Genomic DNA, 25,626 nt, shown 5'->3' with positions numbered 1-25,626 from the left:
AAAATGTGGAAAAACTTTCCTGTTTTAGGCCGTAAACGCTGCTAATAGCTAGCTATTGGCGAGTTTATCAACGAAAAACAGGGAAGTTTTAACCATTTTTAATAGTGTTTCAACTCGCGTAAACCCCTCTCATACAGGATAAAACCATGCTTAACTTCGGCGACATTACTCTAGAGGTTTTCCTAAAAGACTATTGGCAAAAGAAACCTTTGCTGATCAAAAACGCTTTTCCGAACTTCGTCCCCCCTATTTCCGCCGAGGAGCTGGCCGGCTTATCACTGGAAGAAGAAGTGGAAAGTCGCATCGTCATCCAACATGGCGAACAAGACTATGAACTTAAGCGCGGCCCTTTTGAAGAGACTGTCTATAGTGAGTTGCCGGAACAGAACTGGACGCTCCTCGTTCAAGGAATGGATCGTTTGATTCCCGAGGTAGGCGGACTACTGGAACAATTTGATTTCATCCCGCAATGGCGTTTAGACGACATCATGATCAGTTATGCAGCCACCGGCGGCAACGTTGGTCCGCACTTTGACCACTATGATGTTTTCCTGCTTCAAGCACAAGGTCAACGTAACTGGAAGCTGACGTCTCAGGACTGCGAGCTTTCCAACTATATTGAAGGTGTTGATTTACGCTTGATGCAACGTTTTGTCGTAGAAGATGACTATATCTGTGAACCGGGCGACTTGCTTTATGTGCCTCCCAAATGGGGACATCATGGCGTGGGTTTGTCGGATGACTGCATGACGTGGTCTATCGGCTACCGAACCTATAAAGGACTTGAGCTTTGGGACAGTTTTGGCGATTACCTAGCGGAAAACAATGCTTTCCAAACGCTGTACCAAGACCCGAATTGGCAAGGTTCTGCTCCGGGTGAAATCACTGAAGGCAGCTGGCAGCAAGCCAAGATTCTTTTACAATCTGCTTTGCAGGATGAAGCCGCATTGAAGCAATGGTTTGGGCGCTTTGCCACCCAGCTGGACCAAAGTGCGTCACAACAACTGCCTGAACCTTTGACGGAAGAAGAACAGTCAGACATGGAAACTTTGATTGATGTTTTGCATGAAGCTGAAGGTATTGTGCGCGATCCGGTTTGTCGTTTCGCTTATCTACAAACGGAAGAAGGCGTGACTTTCTATATCAACAGTGCAATTTGGCAGGATTTTGGCGCAACACCTGAGTTTTTACGCCTACTCGCTAATCAGCGACGTATCCTGAAAGATGCGTTGACACCGCACCTTAATCATAAAGGCAATCAAGAGCTGCTTGCCGACTTATGGCAGTTACAGTTTTTTGAGATTCTGGATGCCTAATCGACCACCCTTCAGACAAAGGCTTTAAATTAAATCTTTAAATTAAATCTTTCTTTTGGAAGTTCGCTATTGAACTTCCAACATCTGCATCCAGATAATTTTCCAATCGGTCACACAGCGTCAGAACCTGATCCTTCACTTGATTGAAAAACACCTGCGTGCTGTCAGACTCGCCTGCCAATGGTCCAGGCATGTCCTTGAAGTGCGTCGCGCTAAAACGAATCAAATTGGCATTCACAACCGTAATCTCAGCATTGAACGACACTTTCAGTTCTTTGTTCTTGATATGAACCGTCACGACACCTTTTGCCTGCAAATGCGCATTATCCATCGAGACAAACTTCAAGGTGTTTTCGCCCTTAACACCCTGCGAAGTCATCCATTGACGCACTTTCTTAAGCACATTTTCGTTGGTCGGCTCATAGTCCGGCATTTCAAATTGTAGCATCGCCAACATTTGCTTATCGTCCGGGCGAATCAAGGTTTCACCACACCCCGATAAGGTCAATGCTCCTCCGGCAGCACTCAACCCTGCCAATAATTTAATGAATGATCTTCTTTTCATCACACTGACTCAATTAAAGTTTGAAAATATCAAACGCATGCTCTTGTAACAGTTCTTTTTTCGCATCTGAAGTCAATACCGCCAAAGAAGCTTTCTCTGGAATAAGATATTTCTGAGCAACATCGCGCAAGTCCGCCAAGGTGGTTGACAATACCCCTTCACGGTACGCCATCAACATATCATGGCTTCGACCATATAACTGCTGGTAAAAGGCCTTTTTCGCTTCCCCTGCTGGCGAGCCGGGTTTGTCCATGGCACTGATGACATTCAAAATCGCTTCTTCAACCTGTGCCTGAGTCGCTTCGTTTGAAAGCAGCCAACCCAATGCCCTGTCAAAATCTTCATAGGTTTCCAATAGACGAGGGTCACGATAGGAGTAGAAGCAGAAGGAAGCACTTTCCGCGTTAAAGGCCGCCCCACCGCCATAAGCGCCACCCTTTTCACGTACCGCTGAATGCAGGAAGCCATTGCGCAGGCAAGCGCCCAATACCGACAGCTTCGGCGCATCGGGATGCGCAGACGTTACTGCTGGATAGGCTTTTGCACAAAAGTTAACTTGCGTACTGGTAATCCAAGCTTGTTTGATTTTTTGGTGTGACGCCGTCAATTGGAACGCGCTGCTTGCAGCATTATTCATTAAGCCATCCCAAGATGATTGCATGGTGGAATAAGCTTCATCCAAAACCGTTTCATCCGATACCAATAACGCTTGCTTAGATGCCGACATCAATTTGCTGCGAATGGACTCAAAATGCTCAATCATTTTTTCCAAACCAGTACCGTCCTCTACAGATTTATGCAGTGCTTTGATTGCCTTAATGCCTTCAAAGCCGGTACGATCAAACTGCCATTTAGCAACCGGTGAAAAGTTCTGCATCGCTGCTCTCATTGCATGGCTGTGTCCGCTTCCAGTCACACCATGGTCGATGGAGCTGCGGATTTGGTCGAGCAAATCCTTGATGCGATCGGTTTCATCAAAACGTGCTGTTTGCAACGTTTCCTGCATTAAATCTGCCAAACCTGCATGGTTACGGTTAAGTGCTTTACCCGACAAAATGGTGTGGCTGTGATAACTGTCTACATCATGGATATTGGCTCGAACGGATGACTTAGCACTTAAACCGCCGGTAACCGCCGCCTGCAATGATTGCGTTTGCAGGTAGTCTCTGCCACCAGAACCCAACTCAGGCAAACAACTATGAAAGACCGGTAACACCGCTTTTTCTTCATCCGTCAGGTCTGGTAAATCAATCAATAACTGTTCGTATACAATGCCGTTGGTACCCGCTTCATAAACGCTGTAAGGCAGACTATCGCTTGCCGAAACCTTAGCGGGAACCACTTTAATATCCGCTGGAACATCCTCTTTCGTCACTTCCGGCAAAATAGAAGGATCATCCTCTTGCTCTTGGCGCGCTTTCAGCGCCGCTGCCAGGTCAACAATCGCCTGGGCTTGGGCGTCCGTCAAACCGGCCTTGATGTTTGCCAATTTGGCTTTTTCATCGGCATCCTGTTTCGCGGACAACTCCGCATCAGGCACGAGCGTCAGACAGATGCGGTGAGGGTTGTCCAGCAACCACTCTTGAACCAAGTCTGGAATAAATCTTGGATGCTTGACAGCTTCACCCAACGTCAATAGGGCTTTATCCGTATCCAGTAATGCAATAGGATCACCATCGTGCATCGCACCGGCCAATGATTGGAGAATCAATTGCAATCCATAAGGATAACTATCGCCACCAATTTCACGCTGAGACAATTCCAATTGGTGCAACATCGCTTCTACTTGGTCGGCATCAACCCCCTCTTTGGCAATGCGTTGCAATTCATTCACAATCAAAGCCTCAACTGCATCGGTATGTTCAGCTTCACTGCCTTGCACCCCCACAGCAAATACCATTTCTTTATTGGAATCTTCCAAGCCACATAATGGCGAGGGCGCAGAAGCCAGATCCGTCTCTTCCAACACTTTACGCAGTGGAGACGCGCTATTGTCGAGTAAAACGGCCTCCAGTAAATGTCCTTTTAAAACATCCAGTTCGTTTTTGTTTTCGCCCAACAACCAGCCAAGGACGATATGGGTTTTCTTGTCTAAAGACTCTTCGTCCAGCGCATACTGCTCAACCACTTTTTTCGGCTGAGTCAAACGCTGCTCTGAAGGCACTTTAATAACATTAACATTGTCTTTAAAACGCGATAAGCCCAGCGTTTCAAACTGTGTTTGATGTTCATCGGCCGTAATATCGCCATAAGTCATGAACACGGCATTGGATGGGTGGTAATGCAGTTTATGAAAATCCACCAACTGTTGATGCGTTAAATCTGGAATATCTTTTGGCTCACCGCCGCTGTTGTAATGATAAGTAGAGGTTGGATAAAGTTCCGTTGTGAATGTCTGCCATAGCGTCGATACTGGAGAACTCATCGCCCCTTTCATTTCGTTGAAGACAACACCTTTATAGGTTAAATCCGACTCTGGGTTTTCCGGTTCAGCAAACTCGAAACGATGTCCTTCCTGAGCAAAATCTAATGCATCCAAATTTGGAAAAAACACTGCATCCATATAGACTTGCAAAAGGTTTTGAAAGTCTTTTCTATTTTCTGTCGCAAAAGGATAGGCCGTCCAATCACTAGAGGTGAATGCATTCATGAAGGTGTTCAGCGAACGGCGAATCATCATGAAAAAAGGATCTCTTACCGGATATTTTTCGCTACCGCACAACACGGTATGTTCAAGAATATGTGCGACACCTGTCGAATCCATTGGCACAGTACGTAGGGCTACCATGAAGACATTTTGCGGATCGTCAGCAGCCAAATGATAATGCTCTGCTCCCGTCACTTTGTGTTTAAAGTGCTGAACATTGATATTTAAGGATTCGATGCTGTGCTGACGGATAAATTCAAACGCAGAATGACACTCGATAGTTTTCGACATAGTGCTCTCTTAATATTGATTAGATTTATGCTGAATTTCCGAATCTTTACCGTAAAATTCGGACATAAAAAAACGGCCATTTAGACCGTTTTATTATAGCAAGTTTCCCCTTTTTCTAGGTGAGGAAACCTGACAAGAAGATTAAATTATCTCAATAGACGTCTGACAATTACTTGTCTGCATCCTTCATCGATAACTTAACGCGTCCTTGCTTATCGATATCCGTCAATTTCACACGGATTTGCTGTCCTTCAGACAAGTAGTCCGCGACGTTTTCAACGCGCTCTTCAGCGATTTGAGAAACATGAACCAAACCTTCTCTACCTGGCATATAGCTAACGAAAGCACCGAAATCAACCAACTTAACGACAGTCGCATCATAAGTTTTACCAATTTCTGGTTCAGCCGTAATTTCCGCAATACGCGCTTTCGCCAAATCAGCAGATTCTTGATCTGTTGCAGCGATTTTAACGTTTCCATCATCATCGATTTCGATAACCGTTCCAGTTTCTTCAGTCAGAGCACGAATCGTCGCCCCCCCCTTACCGATAATTTCACGTACTTTTTCAGGCTTCACTTTCACCAATGTGAAACGAGGTGCAGTGCTGGCAACATCTTGGTTAGAGTGATTGATTGCACCAGACATTTCTTTCAGGATGTGTAGACGCCCGTCTTTTGCCTGATCCAAAGCGATTTTCATGATCTCTTCGGTAATACCGGAAATCTTGATATCCATTTGAAGGGCTGTTACACCTTGATCCGTACCAGCCACTTTAAAGTCCATATCACCAAGGTGATCTTCGTCACCAAGGATGTCAGACAGAACCGCAAAACCAGATTCTTCTTTTACCAAGCCCATCGCAATCCCCGCGATAGGTGCTGCAATTGGAACACCTGCGTGCATCAATGACATAGAAGTACCGCAAACGGTCGCCATTGAAGAAGAACCATTGGATTCGGTAATTTCAGAAACCACACGAATGGTATAAGGGAATTCATCCGCTGTCGGCAACAAGGCAGACACACCACGACGCGCCAACATACCGTGACCGATTTCACGACGTCCAGGAGAACCAACACGACCACATTCACCAACAGAATAAGGAGGGAAGTTATAGTGCAGCATAAAACGGTCATGGTATGAACCCGTTAGTTCATCAACGATCTTAGCGTCTTTTTCCGTTCCAAGTGTCGTGACAACCAATGCTTGTGTTTCACCACGTGTAAATAAAGCAGAGCCGTGAACTTTAGGTAGAACGCCGACTTTACACGCAATAGGACGAATCGTTTTGGTATCACGACCGTCAATACGTGGTTCACCGGCGATAATACGACCACGAACGATGTCTTTTTGTAGCTTACCGAACAATTTTTCGATTTCGCCAGCATCTGCTCCGTCAGGATTTTCTTCTGTCGCAACCAAAGCTGCCATAACTTTTTCTTTTGCGGCATCAATCGCTGCATAACGTTCCATTTTGTCAGCAATGCTATAAGCCGCTTCAACATCAGAACGAACCACTGAATACACTTTTTCTTTCAGCTCAGTGTTTTCTACTGCTGGCGCCCAATCCCATGCTGGTTTACCTGCTTCAGCTTTGAATTCGTTAATCGCATTGATCGCCACTTGGAATTGCTCATGACCGAACATAACCGCGCCCAACATGATTTCTTCCGACAACTCAGCCGCTTCTGACTCAACCATCAATACCGCTTCTGAAGTACCCGCAACACTCAATTCCAAGTCTGATTCTTCCAATTCAAACTCAGATGGGTTCAACATATAACCCACTTCTTCGTTATAACCAACGATTGCCGCACCGATTGGTCCATCGAATGGGATACCGGAAATAGCTAGTGCTGCTGAAGTTCCTAGCATCGCAGGAACTTCTGTCCCTACTGCTTCATCCAAAGACACAACCGTTGCGATGATTTGCACTTCATTCATGAAGCCTTTAGGGAATAAAGGACGGATTGGACGGTCAATCAAACGTGAAGTCAACGTTTCCTTTTCTGAAGGTCGCCCTTCACGCTTCAAGAAGCCACCAGGAATTTTCCCTGCTGCATAAGCTTTCTCTTGATACTGAACGGTTAGAGGAAAGAAGTCTTGTCCTTCTTTTGCACTCTTCGCACCGACAACAGTGACCAAAAGCTGAGTGTCACCCATTGAAACCATTACCGCGCCATCTGCCTGACGTGCGATTTCACCTGTTTCAAAGGTAACTTGGTGTTTACCGTATTGGAAAGTCTTTACGTGCTTTGCCATGTCATTTCCTTTTCAAGTTGGCTTTAACCGAAACCTGAATCCCGAGTGACCTGACTTAATCAGCACGACAATCGTCAGAACACTTGGGATTCAGGCTTATTTTGGTTTACAGTTAAAGTCTTATTATTAATTTTCTACAAAATAAAACTCGTCCATTTTACAGCAAAGAGACGGTTTAACAATATGTGATAAATCATTTTTTGAAACAAAAAAGCCCGCGTAAATGCGGGCTTTTTTATCGTTCCAAATAAGCTTATTACTTACGCAATCCAAGCTTTTTGATTAGCGTGAAATATCTTTGCGCGTCTTTCTTGTGCAAGTAATCCAACAATTTACGACGACGACTAACCATACGCAACAAACCAGTACGTGAATGGTTATCTTGTTTGTGTGATTTGAAGTGTTCTGTTAGATATTGGATGCGGTTAGTTAGTAACGCAACCTGAACTTCTGGAGAACCAGTATCGCCTGCAGCAGTCGCATATTCAGCAACGATAGCAGCTTTATCTTGAGCTGTTAACATATTTTTTTATCCTTTGATAATCGGTTTATCGTAGAGTTTGTTTCCGTAACCGATGACAGAAACAAAAAACGGAATTATACAGAGTTATTAGCCAATAACAAGCCTAATAACTTGAAATTCCGTTATTTTTTATTAGTGGCGGCCAAAACCTTTCATGTAATGCTCAAACTGAGAAACATCATTGCTCAGTGCGCGAATCAAACGGTCAAGACTGACCACGGCATTTTCAATGATGTTTACCGCAATATACGGATGCTCAACTTTCAAACGTTGGTACATTGGGCGAGTTAGCTGTAGTAACTTAACCTTCTTAGAGTAAGCGGACATTCTCATCATTCTAGGTACGTTGTCGAAGAAAGACATTTCGCCAATCAAATTTCCTGGGCCTTGCTGACCAATCTCAGCTTCATCCTGACCGTCCGTTGCTGTAAACGCCACTCTCCCTTCAACGATAAAAAACATGGAATCACCGATATCCCCCATATCGGAAATGATGTCACCACTTTTTAAAGTCTTCTCTTGCAAAAACTGCGCCATCACCTCAACGTCGTCACGCGTCAGGGATTCGCATATTTTATTCTCTTGAAAATATTCAAATAATTCTGCAGGTGTCATTTCTAGCATGTTTCTGGTTCTTCCTTGTTCTTGGCTACAAAGGACGCAACAGGACGTCCATCTTTGAGTGGCTCTATTTTATCAACAATTATTTCAAAATCCGAAAATGTTTTGGTGAGCTCCCCTGCCCGCAGTATGAAATTTGGATTTTTTGGGGAGCCGAATGCTTCAACGCCCTCGGTAAAGGTTTGCATCACCAACGTGCCGCCGGGTGCTAAATGCTGCCGTATCCATGAGTACAGATCACGATTCAAATACCGAACCATGACAATCAAATCAAATGTTTCATCGGGTAGACATGACCGTTCAGCCAAGTCACAACTGCGAAAATCTATGGTTTGATGATGATTATCTGCAAGCTGACGTGCTCGGTTCAAAACCGCTTCTTGCTTATCTATTGCAGTAACGCGCCAACCTTGTTGAGACAGGTAAACCGCATCTCTGCCGCCACCGCAACCTATATCCAACGCTCTGCCCGGCGACAAATTGTTTTCAACAGTTTGTTTGAGAAGCTTGCATGGCTGCCATAAAATTCGGGAGTCAGACCCAACCTGGCAGATTTTAGGGTTCTGTGACAACAAATCGGCTACGTTTTCTGAGGTCAGAAATTGCACGACCTCATAACCCTTGTCGACTAAAAAGTCGACCGCGTCGTTCAAAATGGCCGCTTCCCCCACTAGTTGAAGCTTGGCAGGTCTTGCCGGCAACTCGTTAAGTCTTTCAAGCAAGCTTGGCCAAGGAAAGTGGCTAGCGCCGATAAGATGACCTTCACGATAAACATCCTCTTGTCGTAAATCCAGAATGGGGAGCTTATCGTCAAACATGATTGTCTCTTAATCGTCCGCCAGATTAAACAGACGCTTGGGTTTCAACAGATTCTTTTCATACTGCCACTCGCCTACACCGAAAAAACGCCCTTTATCGTCATAAAAACGAACCAAATCCGTTTGCGGTTTTTCAACGGCCAGCTTGCCGCCGTGCTGAATAGTTTGAGTATCTTGCTCGTTTAAATGCATTGCCTGAAGATGCTCCAGCGGCAAATCCAGCGCTTCCAGATAATCTTGCGGCGTTTCCGACACTACTTCCATTGTATGCATATCATCCGCAGTCAAGGAACCAGTTTGTAAGCGACGTAATGCGGTCAAGTGGCCGACTGTTCCTAACGCTTTGGCAATATCTTCTCCAAGGGTACGGACATAGGTTCCTTTCGAGCAGAAAACCTCAAAACGAATTTCATCTGCTTCAAAGCCGAGTAACTTGATTTCCAACACTTGAATGTTTCGTGCCGGTCTTTCTATCTCAATACCTTGTCTTGCATATTCGTAGAGCGGCTTTCCCTTATGCTTGAGTGCTGAATACATAGGTGGCACTTGTGCTACCTCACCAATAAAACTATGCAGTACAGCTTCTATCTTTTCCTGAGACAATTCGGGAATGGGTTCTTGTTGTGCCACTTCGCCATCCCTATCCCCAGTATCGGTTGCCACACCTAGCTTTAGGGTTGCTTGATAACGTTTGTCCGAGTCCAGAAGCAGGCCAGAAATCTTGGTGGCCTCACCAAAGCATATCGGTAACAATCCGGTAGCAAACGGATCCAACGCACCAGTGTGCCCTGCTTTCTTAGCCTGATAAATTCGTCTTACTTTTTGCAACAGATCATTGGAAGTCATTCCTTCCGGTTTATCGATCAGGACAATGCCGTCCACTCGTTGCCATTGTTTTTTTGTCATGAGATTTCAGGTAGGTTTTCCGACCGCCGAATACGACCGGATAGGTGATTATTTGTATTCGTCTTTCTTATGAAGCGCTTGAAAAATAAGCTCTTCTATATGGCTCGCATTTTCTGCAACCGTATCGTAGAAAAAACGAACTTCTGGGGTGATGCGTAAGTTCATGCGCTTACCGATCTCGGTTCTGAAAAAACCTTTGGCTTTTTCCAACGCCCTGATAGCATCTTGCGCTGCTTGATCCGCTTCATTCTGACCTATGATGGTGAAATACACCGTCACCACACTCAAATCTTTTGAAATCTTACACTCGGTAATATTTACTTTTGATAAGCGTGGGTCTTTGGTTTCTCGATGCAGAATCTCAGACAAGGTTTTTCGAACTTCAAGCGCGACTCTTTTTGTTCGACTCACTTCTTGATTCATTTTTATTCCTTTTAAACAAAAAAACCTCTATTTTCAGAAAACGTCTTCCTAAAAACAGAGGTTACACGGCTTTCAGCGCAGTTTAGTCAATCGTTCGTTTGATTTGAATGCGCTCGTAAACCTCGATTTGGTCGCCGACTTTAACATCGTTGTAGTCTTTAACCCCGATACCACATTCCATACCTTGACGAACTTCGTTCACATCGTCTTTGAAACGTCTTAGGGATTCAAGTGCACCTTCATAGATAACGATGTTATCTCTCAAGACACGAATCGGGTTGTTACGCTTAACAACACCTTCGGTAACCATACAACCGGCAATCAAGCCAATCTTAGGCGCCTTAAAGACATCACGTACGTCCGCAACACCAATGATCTCTTCTTTGAAGTCTGGCGCAAGCTTACCTTCAATTGCGCGTTTCACTTCATCAACGATTTCATAGATAACGCTGTAGTACTTCAAGAAGACCCCTTCGTTATCGATGATACGCTTCGCTTTTGCATCAGCACGCACGTTGAAACCAAAGATCAATGCATCAGAAGCCAGAGCCAAGTTGGCATCGGTTTCGGAAATACCACCCACACCAGAAGATACGACAGAGACTTTAACTTCTTCGTTAGACAGCTTCAACAAAGCGTCAACGATTGCTTCAATCGAACCTTGAACGTCGGCTTTAAGAATGATGTTAACGTTTTGAACCTCACCTTCCGCCATCTTGTTGAACATGTTATCCAACTTAGATTTCTGCTGACGTGCAATCTTTTTCTCTTTGTACTTAGACTGTCTGAACATCGCGACTTCACGTGCTTTACGTTCAGATTCAACGGTAATCATATCGTCACCGGCAACAGGAACCGCAGACAAACCAAGTACTTCTACCGGAATAGAAGGACCTGCGCTTTCAACGTTTTCACCGTTTTCGTTCACTAGGGCACGAACACGACCGTATTCCATACCACATAGTGCGATATCGCCTTTCTTCAAGGTTCCAGCTTGTACCAATACCGTTGCAACCGGACCACGTCCTTTGTCAAGACGGGACTCAACGACAACCCCTTTAGCAGGACCATCAACAGGTGCTTCAAGTTCCAGAATTTCAGATGACAATAGAATCGCATCCAACAAATCGTCAACACCTTGACCCGTTTTAGCAGAAACACGGATGAACTGTACGTCTCCACCCCACTCTTCTGGGACAACTTCTTCAGATACCAATTCCTGCATTACGCGATCTGGGTTGGCACCTTCTTTATCGATTTTGTTGATTGCAACAACCATCGTCAGATTAGCTGCTTTAGCATGCTGAATCGCTTCTTTGGTTTGCGGCATAACACCATCATCAGCCGCCACAACGATAACGACTACATCGGTAACCTTCGCACCACGTGCACGCATTGCTGTGAACGCTTCATGGCCTGGAGTATCGATGAAAGTAATCCCGCCGTGACCAGTTTCAACGTGGTAAGCACCGATATGCTGAGTAATCCCACCAGATTCACCATGCGCAACTTTTGCTTGTCGGATGTAATCCAACAACGAGGTCTTACCATGGTCAACGTGACCCATAATGGTCACTACCGGAGAACGTTTAACTACCTTGTCGCTGAATTCCTGGTTCATAACATCGTCTTCGATTTGGTTTTCGTTCACCAAAACCGCTTTATGTCCCATTTCTTCAACAACCAACTGTGCTGTTTCTTGGTCAAGTACCTGGTTAATCGTTACCATGGTTCCCAAAGACATCATCATTTTGATAACTTCGGTTGCCTTAACCGCCATCTTATCCGCCAGTTCAGATACTTTGATCGAATCGCCGATTGGCACTTCATGCACACGCTTCTCAACAGGTTTTTGGAACCCGTGCTCATTGCTTTGTGCAGATTTTTTATGGTGCCCTTTATGACGTCTACGACCAAACTCTTGCTCTTCGCCGCCGGTAAATGCCAAGTTTTTCTTCTGCTGTTTTTCTTTGACTTTTGGCTTGCCCTTATGTCTTAAGTCATCCGCAGTGTCCACTTTCTTATGTGGCTCAACATGCTTTTGCTTCTTGTCGTGCTTCGCTTTCTTCTCAGCAGCGGTTTCTTCCACAACAGGAATGTCACCGACGACTTCTGGCGCAGCGACTTCATCAACTGAAGGCGTTTCAGATTCTTTAGTTTCAGTTGTTTCAGCAACCACCTCTTCAGTAACAGGTGTTTCGTTAACCACTTCTTCAACTGCCGGTAGATCTTCTACCACTTCTTCAACCGTTTCTTCAGCTTGTTCAGGTTTCTTAACATAAGTACGTTTTTTACGCACTTCAACATTCACCGTTCGCTTACCAGAACCGGAAGACAGGTTCAAAGTTTGTACTTTCTTACGTTTAAGCGTTACTTTCGCTGGTGCTTCCGTTGAATCACCGTGCAAGCTCTTCAAATAAGTTAAAAGCGTCATTTTTTCTTCTTCTGATAATGAATCAGACGCTTTTTTACCAGATACACCTGCATTTTCTAACTGCGAAAGTAATCTTTCTACAGAAAGGTTCAGTGTTTCTGAAAATTGTTTTATGGATACTTGTGACATCTATATTTTGCCTCCCGGGGTTTTACTCGAACCAAGGGGCGCGAGCTTTGAGAATCAATTCTCCAGCCGCCTCTTCGTCAATCTCAATCATTTCCATCAGTTCATCTGTGCCAAGCTCAGCCAAATCTTCTTGAGACTTAATGCCTTTAGAAGCCAATGCTTTTGCCATTTCTGGCGTCATACCATCTAGGCTTTTCAGATCTTCATCTGGCTCAGCAAGTGCCGCTTTCTCTTCATCGGCAATAGCCTGAGTCAATAGAGCGTCTTTTGCTCTTTCTTTCAGTGCTGTGACGATTTCTTCATCGAAACCTTCAATTTCCAACATTTCTACCGCTGGAACATAAGCCACTTCTTCAAGAGAAGTAAATCCTTCCGCAACCAAAACTTCAGCCAACTCTTCATCAACATCCAAACCGTTCATGAACAGTTCAATTTGATCTTTAGATTCACTTTCATGTTTAGCAGCCATGTCAGATTGGCTCATGACATTCAGTTCCCAACCGGTTAATTCAGTTGCCAAACGAATGTTTTGACCGTTTTTACCAATCGCTTGAGACAATTGCTCATCGTCAACCGCTAAGTCCATTACATGCTTGTCTTCATCAACCATGATTGAAGTAACTTCAGCAGGCGCCATCGCATTGATAACGAACTGTGCATCATTTGGATCCCAAAGCACGATATCGATACGCTCACCATTCAATTCATTGGTCACTGCTTGAACACGTCCGCCACGCATCCCAACACAGGCGCCGATCGGATCTAAGCGAGGGTCGTTAGCTCGAACAGCGACTTTTGCACGTAATCCAACATCACGCGCTGCAGACATAATATCGATCAAATCATCACCAATTTCTGGTACTTCGATTTTGAACAGCTCGATCAACATTTCTTTAGCAGCACGAGACATGATAATTTGAGGTCCGCGCGGACGGTAACTTACTTCTTGAACGTAAGCACGAACACGATCACCCATTTTGAACACTTCACGATTGATCAGCTCAGAACGTGGAATGATTGCATCAACATTGTCACCCAAATCCAAAATCACATCGCCACGATCAACTCTTTTGACTTGACCTGTAAGGATTTCACCAACACGTTTAACGTATTCTTCAACAACCTTCTTACGTTCCGCTTCACGAACTTTTTGAATAATAACTTGTTTAGCAGTTTGCGCGCCGATACGTCCAAACTCAATCGACTCCATTGGTTCTTCTACAAACTCGCCTGGCTCGATGTGTGGCTCCATTTCAACCGCATCCATTTGACGCATGTACCAACCGACGTTTTCTTCGATTTGTACATCATCTTCTATAACTTCCCAACGACGGAAGGTTTCGTAATCTCCTGTGTGACGGTCAATTGAAACACGAGCATCTAACTCGTCATTATGACTTTTACGAGTGGCAGTAGCGAGCGCAGCTTCGATCGCTTCGAAGATAATTTCCTTATCTACACCTTTTTCGTTAGACATGATTTCAACAACGGCTAAAACTTCCTTGCTCATTTCAGTTTTCCTCAAAAATAGGAGTTAATATTCAACCTTAAAATTTAAAATAAATGCATGACACGTTTGTGACCCACAAACCCATCAAAATTCTGGTACGACATTGGCCTTTTCAATCATATTGAAAGGAATAGGATAAATTTCGTTATCCACATCTACTTCAATGCCATCTTGTTCAACCCGAACCATTTTGCCTTTGAAACGTTTGCGCCCCATGACCGCCATTGATGTGCGAACCTGAACCACTGCATCAACATAATCCTGAAACTGTTCAGGCTTCATTAGTGGACGGTCGAGTCCAGGAGAGGACACTTCCAGCATATACGCACTAGAGATAGGATCTTCAACATCCAAAATGGCACTCACTTGTCGGCTAACACTGCCACAATCGTCTACCGTCACCCCTTCAGGCTTGTCTATGTAGATTCTTAATGTCGAATGCTGACCAGCCGGCAAATACTCACATCCCCAAAAGTCGAAGCCCATGGTTTCAACCGTTGGTTTTAGAAGTTGCTCGATTTTGTCCTCTAACGTCACACACTTTCCTTATTTCTAAAAACAAAAAACCCCGTAAAACGGGGTTTTTAAATGGTATCAGCACAGAAATCTTAGAAACTTACGGAAAAAATAAGCCATCCGCTTGATCCTAAATTTCTAAATTTCTCTGTTAAACAGATTTAAAAAACTGGCAACATTATAAGGGCTTCAACCGCTGTTTTCAATGCAAATCCTTATTTTGTTTAAGTTTTATTCTCTTGCCAAAAGCGATTTCAACTTAAGAAAAGCCAAGGCCGTCATCATTGCATCATTCTTTGCATTATGCTGCCCTAAATTTGGCAAGGCTAATTGCTCAAGTATTCGCTCAAACGACAGGTCAATATTCGGCATATAAGGCGAATGATATTGTGACTTCAGTTGGTAGTCGTAAAACAGTTCTGACACTTCAATTTGCGGGTTAGGTAGCGCGATGCCCAACCAAGGCTTAATCAGCCTGTTGACCAACTCGATATCGAACTCAAGGTAATAGCCTACCAAAGGTCTACTGCCGATAAAATAGAGAAATCGCCGCATCGCTTCTATTTCATCGACACCACCCTGCACATCTAAATGTCTGAGTTGGTGAACTTTTATACTGTCCTCATGAATCTGCCCGGAATGCTGAACCACCAAATCCAAAGACTCTCCTGCTAGTACATTGTTGCCTTTGATTCTGACCGCCGAGAGTGTCAGTATCTTGTCTTTTTTGGGGTTCAGCCCGGTTGTTTCACAATCAAAACAAACATATTCATCTTCCGGAACCGGATCAAACAAGAAGTCGAACTCAAACTCTTTTAGGCGATATTGTTGCCACTGGCGGACCAGTATGTGTTTGAGTGATTTAAAGCGATTCATACATCACCATCCTGGCGAGCTTAAAGCAACGCATCCAATTTATAGTGTTGGTTCAGCATCTTCTTGAAGCGCTTCACAACATCAAAAGCATCTTTCAGTAAATCTTGCTGAAGCGTGGATAAGTGCGTAACTTGTATTTTATTTTGTTTATTCGTGAATACCTGCTCACTGGTGCCCGCCTGTTTAAGGGAGATCATATTTTCCAGCCTCAAGGTATTGAAAAAGTTCAACGTCTCTCCCAACTCATAACCGAACTCTTCTGAAAAGAACCCCTTTTCCATAAGTGCTTTGATTCGCCAGTGTGTATTGGCTTGAGGAATCCCGAACTCCAGCGCCAAACAACGAACCCCATGAACGATGGCGAAGATACCGCCTTTTTTCAAGTCCAGCAAATCCTGCTGATCCTGCTTTTCCAACACCAAACGCCCAAAGAAATTAACGGGGGTTTCAAATTGAAGCACCGGTTTCGCGAAGTGCCTCAAGAACTGAGGGTAAGTGTTTGCCCAATCAAAGACCAATTGCTTGCAGTCATTCAACAGTGTTTCATCGCCAAACACTCCCTCTGCATCAATAAAAATCGACAAATTCATAAAGCTGGCTTCATCTTGAGCGTCCATCCACGATTTGAGTTGTTTCTTGAATTCAGTCAAGGGTTGAAACCACATGGGATTGCATACCATCACATTGCCCAGACATTTCGGAAAGCCTAACTGTATCAGGGTCTCGGTCATGCGTTCGGCAAAGGGTCTGATTCTTTTTAAGGTATCCGCATCAATATCAGGCAGAATAAACGCATTATCCTGATCGGTTTTCATTACCTGTTCAGCTCGCCCTTCACTACCCATGACAATAAAGCAACCTTCATACAGAGCGGCATCGGGCGACAAAAGTTCAAACACCTTTTGAAACACTTTGCGGTAAACCTCTGTCGCCAGTTTTGCAATGTAATGTGTTTTGACGCCGCGGGTATTCAGATTCACAATCAAATCATCAACCTGCTGCAATACTTTTTCAATTTCTTCAAGGCTGGAAACACTCTCAAGAGTCAACATCCCAAGACCGGATTGTGTCGCAAAGTGGCCCATGAGGTCCTTTTGATAAAGCATTGCGACAGGACCCTTATCATCTCTAATCACCAGTCGGTTCACGTAGTAACGAGTCATTTTCAAGAGTGCGTTGAATAAATAGTCATGATGGTGCACGCTGATAACCGGAGCACGCGTAAAACTGGAGACTGGCTGATTAAGTGCATCTGACTCACTGGAAATTGCACGAAGTAAATCCATCGCCGTGACAATACCGTATGCACTCATGACATCGGTAGCCGTTTGTTGGCCTGCCATATCATGACTCACCAAACAAGCATCAACTTGGGTGGTGGCCATTTGGTCTATAGCTTCTTTGACTGTTGCGCTTGAGGAAAGGACATTCAGCGCTTTAATAGGCGCATCTACCACCAACCCCATCAACGCTTCACTGGAGGATGCCATCTGCCTGCTCTTATGCATCTGCTCCAGCTTATCGGTAATGGAGTTAAAGAAGTAGTTAGCCAACTCAGGCAGCTTGACCCATTCCATAAAGTCATCACCATGCAATCGGTAAGCAATCGCTTCTTCTTTGACTTCATAATGACTTTGCTTAATCTTTTTCAGTAAAACCGACTCTCCAAAAAAAGTATGGTGGAGATATAAGGCTATTTGACGACCTTCTTCATCAAACTCGGCAATACGCCCTTTGATAACAAAGTAAAGTGATGCATTTTCCTCAGGATTCTCACTGAATTGAATATTAAATTTTGAATCTTGAGGAAAATAAACCACATCCATCGTGGATGACATTTTTTGTAGTGAATCTTCTGATAAGTTAGAAAACGGCTCTAACTGCTGGAGTAAGTTGACGACTGGGCTATTATTCATAACACTGTCCCTATTACATTAATCTCTCAAAAAAATGGCGATACAAAAAAGGAGGCTAAAAAGCCTCCCTTAATGTTAAGTCATTTTCATGAATCCATAAGATAAACTGGATAACATGTTAGTGACTCGAAGCACCTTCAGCGCCGATACCCGTTTGAGAGCGAATAAATTGCGCTTCAAACCCTTCTTTATCAGCACGTGCTCTTTCTGATTTATCAGTAATAGAGAAGAACCAAATACCGATAAACGCAATCGCAACCGTGAATAGTGCTGGGAACTTGTAAGGTACGATCGCTTCACCCATGTGTAGGATTTGTGTCCATACAACAGGCCCAAGAACAACCATCACCACAGCAGAGATTAGACCTAACCATCCACCGATTACCGCACCACGTGTTGTCATATTCCCCCAGAACATTGACATAATCAATACTGGGAAGTTTGCTGACGCAGCGATTGTAAATGCAAGTGCTACAACGAAAGCAATGTTTTGATCTTTAAATCCGATACCGAAAATAATCGCCAAAGCACCAATCACAAAAGTGGCTCTTTTCGCTACTCTTGTTTCTTGTTCTTCAGTTGCATTAGGGTTGATAACGTTTGCATAGATATCATGCGAAATTGCTGATGCACCCGCCAATGTTAGACCAGATACAACTGCCAAGATTGTTGCGAAAGCAACCGCAGAAATGAAGCCTAGGAAAGCATCACCACCTAATACGTGAGATAAATGGATAGCCGCCATGTTGTTACCACCAATCAACTTGCCAGCATGCATGTACATATCAGCTGTTACCAATGCAATCGCACCGAAACCGATAATGAACGCAAGAATGTAGAAGTAACCGATAAAACCAGTTGCATAGAATACAGACTTACGTGCTTCTTTCGCATCAGGTACTGTAAAGAATCTCATTAGGATATGTGGTAGACCTGCTGTACCGAACATCAAGGCAATACCCAATGAAATCGCGTTAATCGGATCAGAAACGAATCCGCCCGAGAACAGGATATTCATGTTACCACCACGGTTATCAACCGCTGTTTTAAACAGAGTTTCGAAACTGAAGCCCATGTTGACCATTACCATCAATGCAATAAATGTCGCACCACCAAGCAATAGAACCGCTTTGATGATTTGTACCCAAGTTGTTGCCAACATACCGCCGAAAGAAACGTAAGCGATGATAAGTACACCAACCATAACAACAGCATAAGAGAAGTCCAAACCGAACAACAGTTCAATCAGTTTACCCGCACCCACCATTTGCGCGATCAGGTAAAGGATAACAACCGCTACCCCACCGAATGCCGCAAGAATACGGATTGGTTTTTGTTGGAAACGATAAGCTGCAACGTCAGTAAAGGTATATTTACCCAAGTTTCTTAAACGTTCAGACATCAAGAAAAGGATGATCGGCCAACCAACAAGGAAACCGATAGCGAAGATCAAACCATCGTAACCCTTTAGGTAAACCATACCGGTAATCCCGAGGAAAGACGCGGCGGACATATAGTCACCGGCAATCGCCAAACCGTTTTGAAGACCCGTAATTCCACCACCCGCAGCGTAGAAATCTTTTGCAGATTTAGTACGTTTCGCCGCCCAATAAGTAATGTAAAGCGTCAAACCGACAAACACGACAAACATGGCAATCGCAGAGACATTTGTTTCAGACTTGGTACCGTCTGTCTGCATATCACCCGCAGCGAAAGCAATGGTTGGCATTAACAAAAGTGCTGCTAAGCCAAGGAAAGTTTTCCATAGATTCATCGTCATTACTCCACCTCTTTCTTGATTTGAGCCGTTAGTTCGTCAAAATCGCTGTTCGCTTTTTTAACGTAGTAACCTGTCAATAAAAAGGAAAAAATGATGATTGCGACACCAACTGGGAAACCAATTGACACATATTGACCGCTGACGATTTGCGTAAAGAATGCAGGATCGAATGCCAATAACAAAATGTAACCATAGTAGACGACCAGCATGGCAATGGATAGTTTCCAAGCTAAGCTAGAGCGTTCTTTCACCAGTTGGTGATATTGCGGAAGACTTTTAATCTTCTCTATCTTTGACTGTTCCATCAGTTCCCTCCTTTGATGTATTCACTTATAGAACAAGGTTCAGAAAAATCTGCCAGGTTGGGTATTCCTCTATTCCGGCAGATTTCTTCTTATCGAAATCAATTATTTATGCTGTTGCATGAATTGATCTAGAATTGTTGGGTCTTCAAGCGTTGAAGTATCGGAAGTGATTTCTTCACCTTTGGCGATACTTCTTAATAGACGACGCATGATTTTTCCAGAACGTGTTTTTGGCAGGTTGGATCCGAAACGAATATCATCCGGTTTTGCAATCGGTCCAATTTCTTTTGATACGTGATTTCTCAATGTTTGAATTAACTCACCGCGAGCTTCGCCTTCTGGAATATCAATATTCAATACGACGAATGCGAATACCGACTCCCCTTTGACATCGTGAGGCTTACCAACAACCGCTGCTTCCGCAACGTTTTCGTGAGACACCAATGCCGACTCGATTTCCATCGTTCCCAATCTGTGACCGGAAACATTCAAAACATCGTCGATACGTCCCATAATCCAGTAGTTACCATCATTGTCCAAGTGAGCACTGTCACCGACAACGTAGTATTTGTTTTTAAACATGGCGAAATAGGTATCGACAAAACGCTCATCATCATTCCAGATGGTTCTCAACATAGAAGGCCAAGGCTTATCAATAACCAAATAACCCCCTTCGCCATGAGTCAAAGGATTCCCCTCTTCATCAACAATCTTCGCATCGATACCAGGAAGCGGCTTGGTACATGAACCAGGTTTTAATGGTGTAATGCCTGGGAGCGGTGCAATCATGTTCGCACCTGTTTCAGTTTGCCACCAGGTATCGACAATCGGACATTCTTCACGACCGATAATTGTGTGATACCACATCCAAGCTTCAGGGTTGATAGGCTCCCCTACCGTTCCCAGTAGACGCAGTTTTGACAAGTCATATTGTTTTGGCAGGTCATCTCCGAACTTCATCAGTGCACGAATGGCCGTCGGCGCTGTATAGAAAACCGTTACCGCGTGATCTTGACAGACTTGCCAGAAACGTCCAGCGTCAGGGTAAGTTGGCACGCCTTCAAACATTACAATCGTTGCGCCAACCGATAGCGGACCGTAAGCAACATAGGTGTGACCTGTAATCCAGCCCACATCAGCCGTACACCAGAAAACGTCACTGTCTTTAAGGTCAAACACCCACTCGTTGGTAATGTGCGCGTTCAACAAGTAACCACCTGTGCTGTGCTGAATACCTTTTGGTTTCCCTGTCGAACCAGAGGTGTAAAGCAGGAACAAAGGATCTTCAGCATTCACCATGACTGCATCGTGATAATTGCTCATACCGGCAATCGCATCATGCCAAGAGATGTCGCGGCCTTCTTTCATAGGAACTACATCTTTGGTGCGGTTATAGACGATGACCTTACGAATAGAATCAGCGCCTTTCTCCAAGGCTTCATCAACTGATGCTTTAAGAGGAATGGACTTACCACCACGAACACTCACGTTTGCGGTAATCACCATACGTGCAGAAGCATCTTCAATACGATCCTTCAAAGCTTCTGCCGAGAAGCCACCGAATACTACAGAGTGGATCGCGCCGATACGGGCACAGGCTTGCATCGCAAACACCGCTTGAGGAATCATCGGCATATAGATAACAACACGGTCACCTTTTTGAATGCCTTGCGCGGTCAAAGCGTTTGCCAAACGGCTCACTTCATCATGTAAGTCTTTATAGGTAAACTGTTCAACACGTCCATCATCTGTTTCAAAGATAATCGCTAGCTTGTCCTGCTTTTCCGCCAAATGGCGATCAATACAGTTATAAGAAGCGTTCAGTTCGCCGTCAGAGAACCATTTATAGAAAGGGGCTTTTGAATCATCCAAAGTAACAGTAAAAGGTTTTGACCAGCTCAGCTTCTCTCTTGCCATATCTGCCCAGAAACCATCATGATCTTCTTCTGCTCTTTTCATCAGGTCTGCATAAATCTCATCATTCACATTGGCTTGTGCCTTAAATGCTTCAGTTGGATAGAACACACGTGTTTCATGCAAAATGGATTCAATATTGTTGGACATTTCCTCTCCCTTTTCTCTACCTAAGTCGCATTTACCTGACTCGGTAATCCAGTTATTTAGCTTTGAGCCATACTACACGGTTAGCATGACTTTAGAAATTAAAATTCTTTATCACCCAAATACGGTAATACGGTGTTGTTAACCCCAAAATATCGCCTCAGACATTAAAAAACAGCCACCATAGCGCTTGGGTGTGCATAAAAAGCGCTTATTGTAGCGATTTTTTTCTTCTAAAGCACGATTTCCGCCTGCCAACCGTTAGATTTTAATGCCTCCAACAGCGCATCATCCGGATAATAAATAAACCCTTCTTGACTAATCAGCTGCGCCTTGGCATTTCCATTCTGATAATCCACCACCAACGGTAATCCTTGTTCAGAACGTGACGGTAACATAATGCTTTGTAATTCATGAATTTCTGAAACATTCATTGGTTTGTGAACAAGCACTTTAATGGCCCTGGCTTTTTCGATGCGCGATTCTGCCAATGTAACAACTTGCTCGGCATCCAACTTGATGCCACCATTAAAGGTATCCTCAGAAATCTCGCCATACACCATAACAATATTGTCAGGCTCTAGAATCTCTCTACTGGACTCAAACACCGTAGGCCTTAGCACCACTTCCAATCGAGCGGTTTGGTCATCCAAAGAGACAAAACCCATCTTACTACCGCTTTTTGTCACCTTGGCTCGCGACTCAACGATCAAACCAGCCACCCATTTCTTAGCCCATTTTTCAGGCTTTAAATCTGCCAGGTTGGCATCGACCAGTTTCGAGAGTTCTTCACGGTAGGCAGCAATAGGATGCCCGGAGAGGTAAAGCCCCAAAACATCTTTTTCCGCTTTCAACCGCTGCTTTTCGGGCATCTCGTTTATTTTGACCAATTCAGAGGCATTTTCACTTTCAAAAGCCGCACTATCGCCAAAGAGGTCAGCCTGCCCTGCCTCTTCGTCTTTTTGCTTTTGTTCAGCTTTTTGCAATGCCATGCCAATAGATGCCAACATCGCATTTCTATTGTCGTGCAAGCCGTCAAATGCACCTGAAACCACCAAGGCTTCAATAACGCGTTTATTGACCTTTTTGTTAACTCGCATACAGAAGTCAAATAAGTCTTTGAAAGGGCCATTTTGCTCTCTTTCCTGAATCATGCCTTCAAGCGCAGATTCTCCGACGCCTTTGATGGCTCCCAATCCATAGCGCAACCTTCTCTCGCCTTTAACCGCTTTGAAGTGAATCTGCCCCAAGTTAATATCGGGCGCATCAATTTCCAAGCCCATCTGATAACACTCGTTCACCATGTGAACGACTTTATCGGTGTTATCCATATCAGAAGAAACCTGGGCAGCCATGAACTCGGCTGGATAATGCGTTTTCAGCCATGCAGACTGATAAGAAACCAAGGCATAAGCGGCAGAGTGAGATTTGTTGAACCCGTACCCGGCAAATTTCTCTACCAGGTCAAAGATTTTCATGGCAAGATCGCCGTCAACACCGTTCTTGATGGCGCCTTCTTGAAAGACAGAACGCTGTTTTGCCATTTCTTCGGGTTTCTTTTTACCCATCGCACGACGAAGCATATCGGCGCCCCCCAGGGTGTAACCCGCCAATACCTGAGCAATCTGCATGACTTGCTCCTGATAGAGGATAACCCCGTAGGTTGGTTCTAGAATTGGCTGAAGCGACATGTGTTGGTACTGTGCATCCGGGTAGGAAACCTGTTCTCGACCATGCTTACGCGCGATGAAGTTATCCACCATCCCTGACTCCAACGGACCAGGACGGAACAATGCCACCAAAGCGATAATATCTTCGAAACAGTCCGGTTTCAGGCGAACGATCAAGTTTTGCATCCCAGAAGATTCCAACTGGAATACTCCAGTGGTTCGCCCTGTTTTGATAAGGTCAAAAGTAGCCATATCATCCAGCGGAATTCGCTCTATCTCAACAAAACCTTCATCGCCTTTCTGCTTGCCTTCATTGATGGACTGCAACGCCCAGTCAATGATGGTGAGGGTTCTCAACCCCAAGAAGTCGAACTTTACGAGTCCTGCAGTTTCAACATCGTTTTTATCAAGCTGTGTAACCACACTTGAGCCATCTGGCTCACACAAAACTGGACAAAACTCGTCCAAAGGTTTGGGACCAATCACCACCCCACCGGCATGTTTACCGGTGTTACGAACGGTTCCTTCAAGCTTCAAAGCCAGATCAAGCAACTGCTGAACGTCTTCTTCTTCATCGTAGCGAGCTTGAAGCATCTCTTCTTGCTCAAGTGCGCTCGCCAGTTTGATGCCCAGATCGTTTGGTATCAACTTGGCGATACCATCAACCATCCCATAACCTAATCCGAGTACACGCCCAACATCACGTACAACGGCTTTTGCCGCCATGGTACCGAAAGTGACGATTTGCGAAACATGGTCTTGCCCATATTGGCGGGATACATAGTCGATGACCTCATCCCGGCGATCCATACAGAAGTCGACGTCGAAGTCAGGCATGGAAACACGTTCAGGGTTAAGGAAACGTTCGAAAAGCAGGTCATATTCGAGCGGATCAAGATCGGTGATTTTCAGGGCATAGGCTACCAAAGAACCTGCACCCGATCCTCGCCCTGGCCCTACCGGTACCTGGTGGTTTTTACCCCATTGAATAAAGTCGGCAACGATAAAGAAATAGCCAGGGAACCCCATTTGCAAAATGATGTCCAACTCGAACTTAAGGCGTTCGTCGTATTCTTTACGTTTTTCTTTGAATTCATCTGCGGAAAGGTGGCCGAACAAAAACTGTAGACGCTCTTCCAAACCTTGTTGTGAAGACTGGATAAAATACTCATCCATCGTCATGCCTTCCGGCACAGGAAAGTCTGGTAAGAAATAGGTTCCTAGGGTCAAATCGACATTGCAACGTTTGGCAATTTCAACAGTGTTTTCGATGGCTTCGGGAATATCTTGGAACAGAGCAACCATTTCTTCAGAACTGCGGAAATATTGCTGTTCGGAATAACGTTTAGGTCGATTCGGATCATCCAAAACATAGCCGTCATGGATACAAACCCTAACTTCATGCGCATCAAAATCGTCAGATGACTCAAAACACACATCATTGGTTGCAACCACAGGTAAGTCATATCGATGGGCAACTTCCACCGCCAATGCAACATATTGTTCTTCTTGAGGGCGTCCTGTTCTCGTCAACTCAAGATAGAATCTATCCGGGAAATATTTTTGCCACCAAGTGGTTCGGGTTGCGGCCAGATTGGGCTTTTCTGCCAATAAGGCTTGACCGACATCACCATGTATACCACCTGACAAAATGATCAAGCCTTCGTTTCGCTCTTGAAGCCATTCTTGCTTCACTAGCGCTTTCATATCATTGTCTACCAGCTTCTGGTTTTTGAGGTACCCCATCGAAATCAGATGCGATAAATTGAGATAACCCTGTTCATTCTGACAAAGGCAAACCACCTTAAAAACATTGCCATCTTCAGCTTCCACTTCAATGTCTGCACCGATAATAGGTTTTATGCCCTCACCTATCGCAGCCGTATAGAACTTGACCAAAGCAAACATATTGCGCTGATCGGTCAATGCCATAGCAGGCTGCTGGTGCTGCTTCGCAAGCGCAACAGCTCTCTTGACTCTTAAGGTTGCGTCAACAACAGAGTATTCGGAGTGAACGTGTAGGTGGACAAATTGAGACATCAATACTTCAGTAACA

Annotated in this window: 18 protein-coding genes; 1 reads left to right on the top strand and 17 read right to left on the bottom strand. The window is 44.5% G+C overall.

Translation table 11 applies throughout. The features are described 5' to 3' along the window. Positions 1-146 precede the first annotated feature (146 nt). Positions 147-1,316, top strand: a complete 1,170-nt coding sequence (locus F8R13_RS02580; protein WP_152831761.1) for a cupin domain-containing protein — start codon at positions 147-149, stop codon at positions 1,314-1,316. Between the two features lie 37 nt (positions 1,317-1,353). Here the strand turns inward: F8R13_RS02580 and F8R13_RS02575 are convergent, their stop codons facing one another. The 17 genes from F8R13_RS02575 to dnaE all read right to left on the bottom strand — a co-directional run bounded on the left by F8R13_RS02575 (position 1,354) and on the right by dnaE (position 25,610). Further along, positions 1,354-1,881 carry a hypothetical protein gene (locus tag F8R13_RS02575; RefSeq protein ID WP_152831760.1) on the bottom strand — a complete coding sequence of 176 codons (528 nt, stop codon included), beginning with the start codon at positions 1,879-1,881 and terminating at the stop codon, positions 1,354-1,356. Positions 1,882-1,894: 13 nt separating this feature from the next. After that, positions 1,895-4,819, bottom strand: coding sequence for an insulinase family protein (locus F8R13_RS02570; protein ID WP_152831759.1), 2,925 nt, complete (start codon positions 4,817-4,819; stop codon positions 1,895-1,897). A 169-nt stretch (positions 4,820-4,988) separates the two neighbouring features. Then, the gene (gene pnp / locus F8R13_RS02565) at positions 4,989-7,082 is read right to left on the bottom strand and encodes a polyribonucleotide nucleotidyltransferase (protein WP_152831758.1); all 2,094 of its coding nucleotides are present in this window, start codon (positions 7,080-7,082) and stop codon (positions 4,989-4,991) included. 256 nt (positions 7,083-7,338) lie between these two features. Next, positions 7,339-7,605: a 30S ribosomal protein S15 gene (rpsO, locus tag F8R13_RS02560; protein WP_152831757.1), complete on the bottom strand. Its 267-nt coding sequence runs from the start codon at positions 7,603-7,605 to the stop codon at positions 7,339-7,341. A 132-nt stretch (positions 7,606-7,737) separates the two neighbouring features. Then, on the bottom strand, positions 7,738-8,229 hold the full coding sequence (locus F8R13_RS02555) for a Crp/Fnr family transcriptional regulator (RefSeq protein ID WP_152831756.1): 492 nt from the start codon (positions 8,227-8,229) through the stop codon (positions 7,738-7,740). Next, positions 8,223-9,044 carry a methyltransferase domain-containing protein gene (locus F8R13_RS02550; protein WP_152831755.1) on the bottom strand — a complete coding sequence of 274 codons (822 nt, stop codon included), beginning with the start codon at positions 9,042-9,044 and terminating at the stop codon, positions 8,223-8,225. Before F8R13_RS02550 ends, F8R13_RS02555 begins: the two co-directional genes overlap by 7 nt. 9 nt (positions 9,045-9,053) lie before the next feature. Then, positions 9,054-9,950: a tRNA pseudouridine(55) synthase TruB gene (gene truB / locus F8R13_RS02545; RefSeq protein WP_152831754.1), complete on the bottom strand. Its 897-nt coding sequence runs from the start codon at positions 9,948-9,950 to the stop codon at positions 9,054-9,056. 48 nt (positions 9,951-9,998) lie between these two features. Further along, positions 9,999-10,373, bottom strand: a complete 375-nt coding sequence (rbfA, locus tag F8R13_RS02540; RefSeq protein ID WP_152831753.1) for a 30S ribosome-binding factor RbfA — start codon at positions 10,371-10,373, stop codon at positions 9,999-10,001. An 82-nt stretch (positions 10,374-10,455) separates the two neighbouring features. Next, positions 10,456-12,936: a translation initiation factor IF-2 gene (infB, locus tag F8R13_RS02535; RefSeq protein ID WP_152831752.1), complete on the bottom strand. Its 2,481-nt coding sequence runs from the start codon at positions 12,934-12,936 to the stop codon at positions 10,456-10,458. Positions 12,937-12,958: 22 nt separating this feature from the next. After that, positions 12,959-14,446 carry a transcription termination factor NusA gene (nusA, locus tag F8R13_RS02530; protein WP_152831751.1) on the bottom strand — a complete coding sequence of 496 codons (1,488 nt, stop codon included), beginning with the start codon at positions 14,444-14,446 and terminating at the stop codon, positions 12,959-12,961. 84 nt (positions 14,447-14,530) lie between these two features. Then, on the bottom strand, positions 14,531-14,983 hold the full coding sequence (gene rimP / locus F8R13_RS02525; protein ID WP_371414878.1) for a ribosome maturation factor RimP: 453 nt from the start codon (positions 14,981-14,983) through the stop codon (positions 14,531-14,533). Positions 14,984-15,193: 210 nt separating this feature from the next. Beyond that, positions 15,194-15,838, bottom strand: coding sequence for a 3'-5' exonuclease (locus tag F8R13_RS02520; protein ID WP_152831750.1), 645 nt, complete (start codon positions 15,836-15,838; stop codon positions 15,194-15,196). A 20-nt stretch (positions 15,839-15,858) separates the two neighbouring features. After that, positions 15,859-17,754 (bottom strand): putative nucleotidyltransferase substrate binding domain-containing protein, encoded by a 1,896-nt coding sequence (locus F8R13_RS02515; protein WP_152831749.1) that lies wholly within the window; start codon positions 17,752-17,754, stop codon positions 15,859-15,861. Positions 17,755-17,872: 118 nt separating this feature from the next. Next, positions 17,873-19,528 (bottom strand): cation acetate symporter, encoded by a 1,656-nt coding sequence (locus tag F8R13_RS02510; RefSeq protein ID WP_152831748.1) that lies wholly within the window; start codon positions 19,526-19,528, stop codon positions 17,873-17,875. A gap of 5 nt (positions 19,529-19,533) precedes the next feature. Further along, positions 19,534-19,839 (bottom strand): DUF485 domain-containing protein, encoded by a 306-nt coding sequence (locus F8R13_RS02505; protein WP_152831747.1) that lies wholly within the window; start codon positions 19,837-19,839, stop codon positions 19,534-19,536. Positions 19,840-19,941: 102 nt separating this feature from the next. After that, a complete protein-coding gene (acs, locus tag F8R13_RS02500) occupies positions 19,942-21,903 on the bottom strand; it encodes an acetate--CoA ligase (RefSeq protein ID WP_152831746.1) in 1,962 nt (653 codons plus the stop codon). Positions 21,904-22,133: 230 nt separating this feature from the next. After that, positions 22,134-25,610: a DNA polymerase III subunit alpha gene (gene dnaE / locus F8R13_RS02495; protein WP_152831745.1), complete on the bottom strand. Its 3,477-nt coding sequence runs from the start codon at positions 25,608-25,610 to the stop codon at positions 22,134-22,136. Positions 25,611-25,626: the final 16 nt, after the last annotated feature.

Source organism: Hydrogenovibrio sp. JE_KL2, assembly GCF_009296185.1.
Lineage (GTDB): Bacteria > Pseudomonadota > Gammaproteobacteria > Thiomicrospirales > Thiomicrospiraceae > Hydrogenovibrio.
Note: the sequence above shows the minus strand (reverse complement) of the source record. Positions and strands in the feature narration are given on the sequence as shown.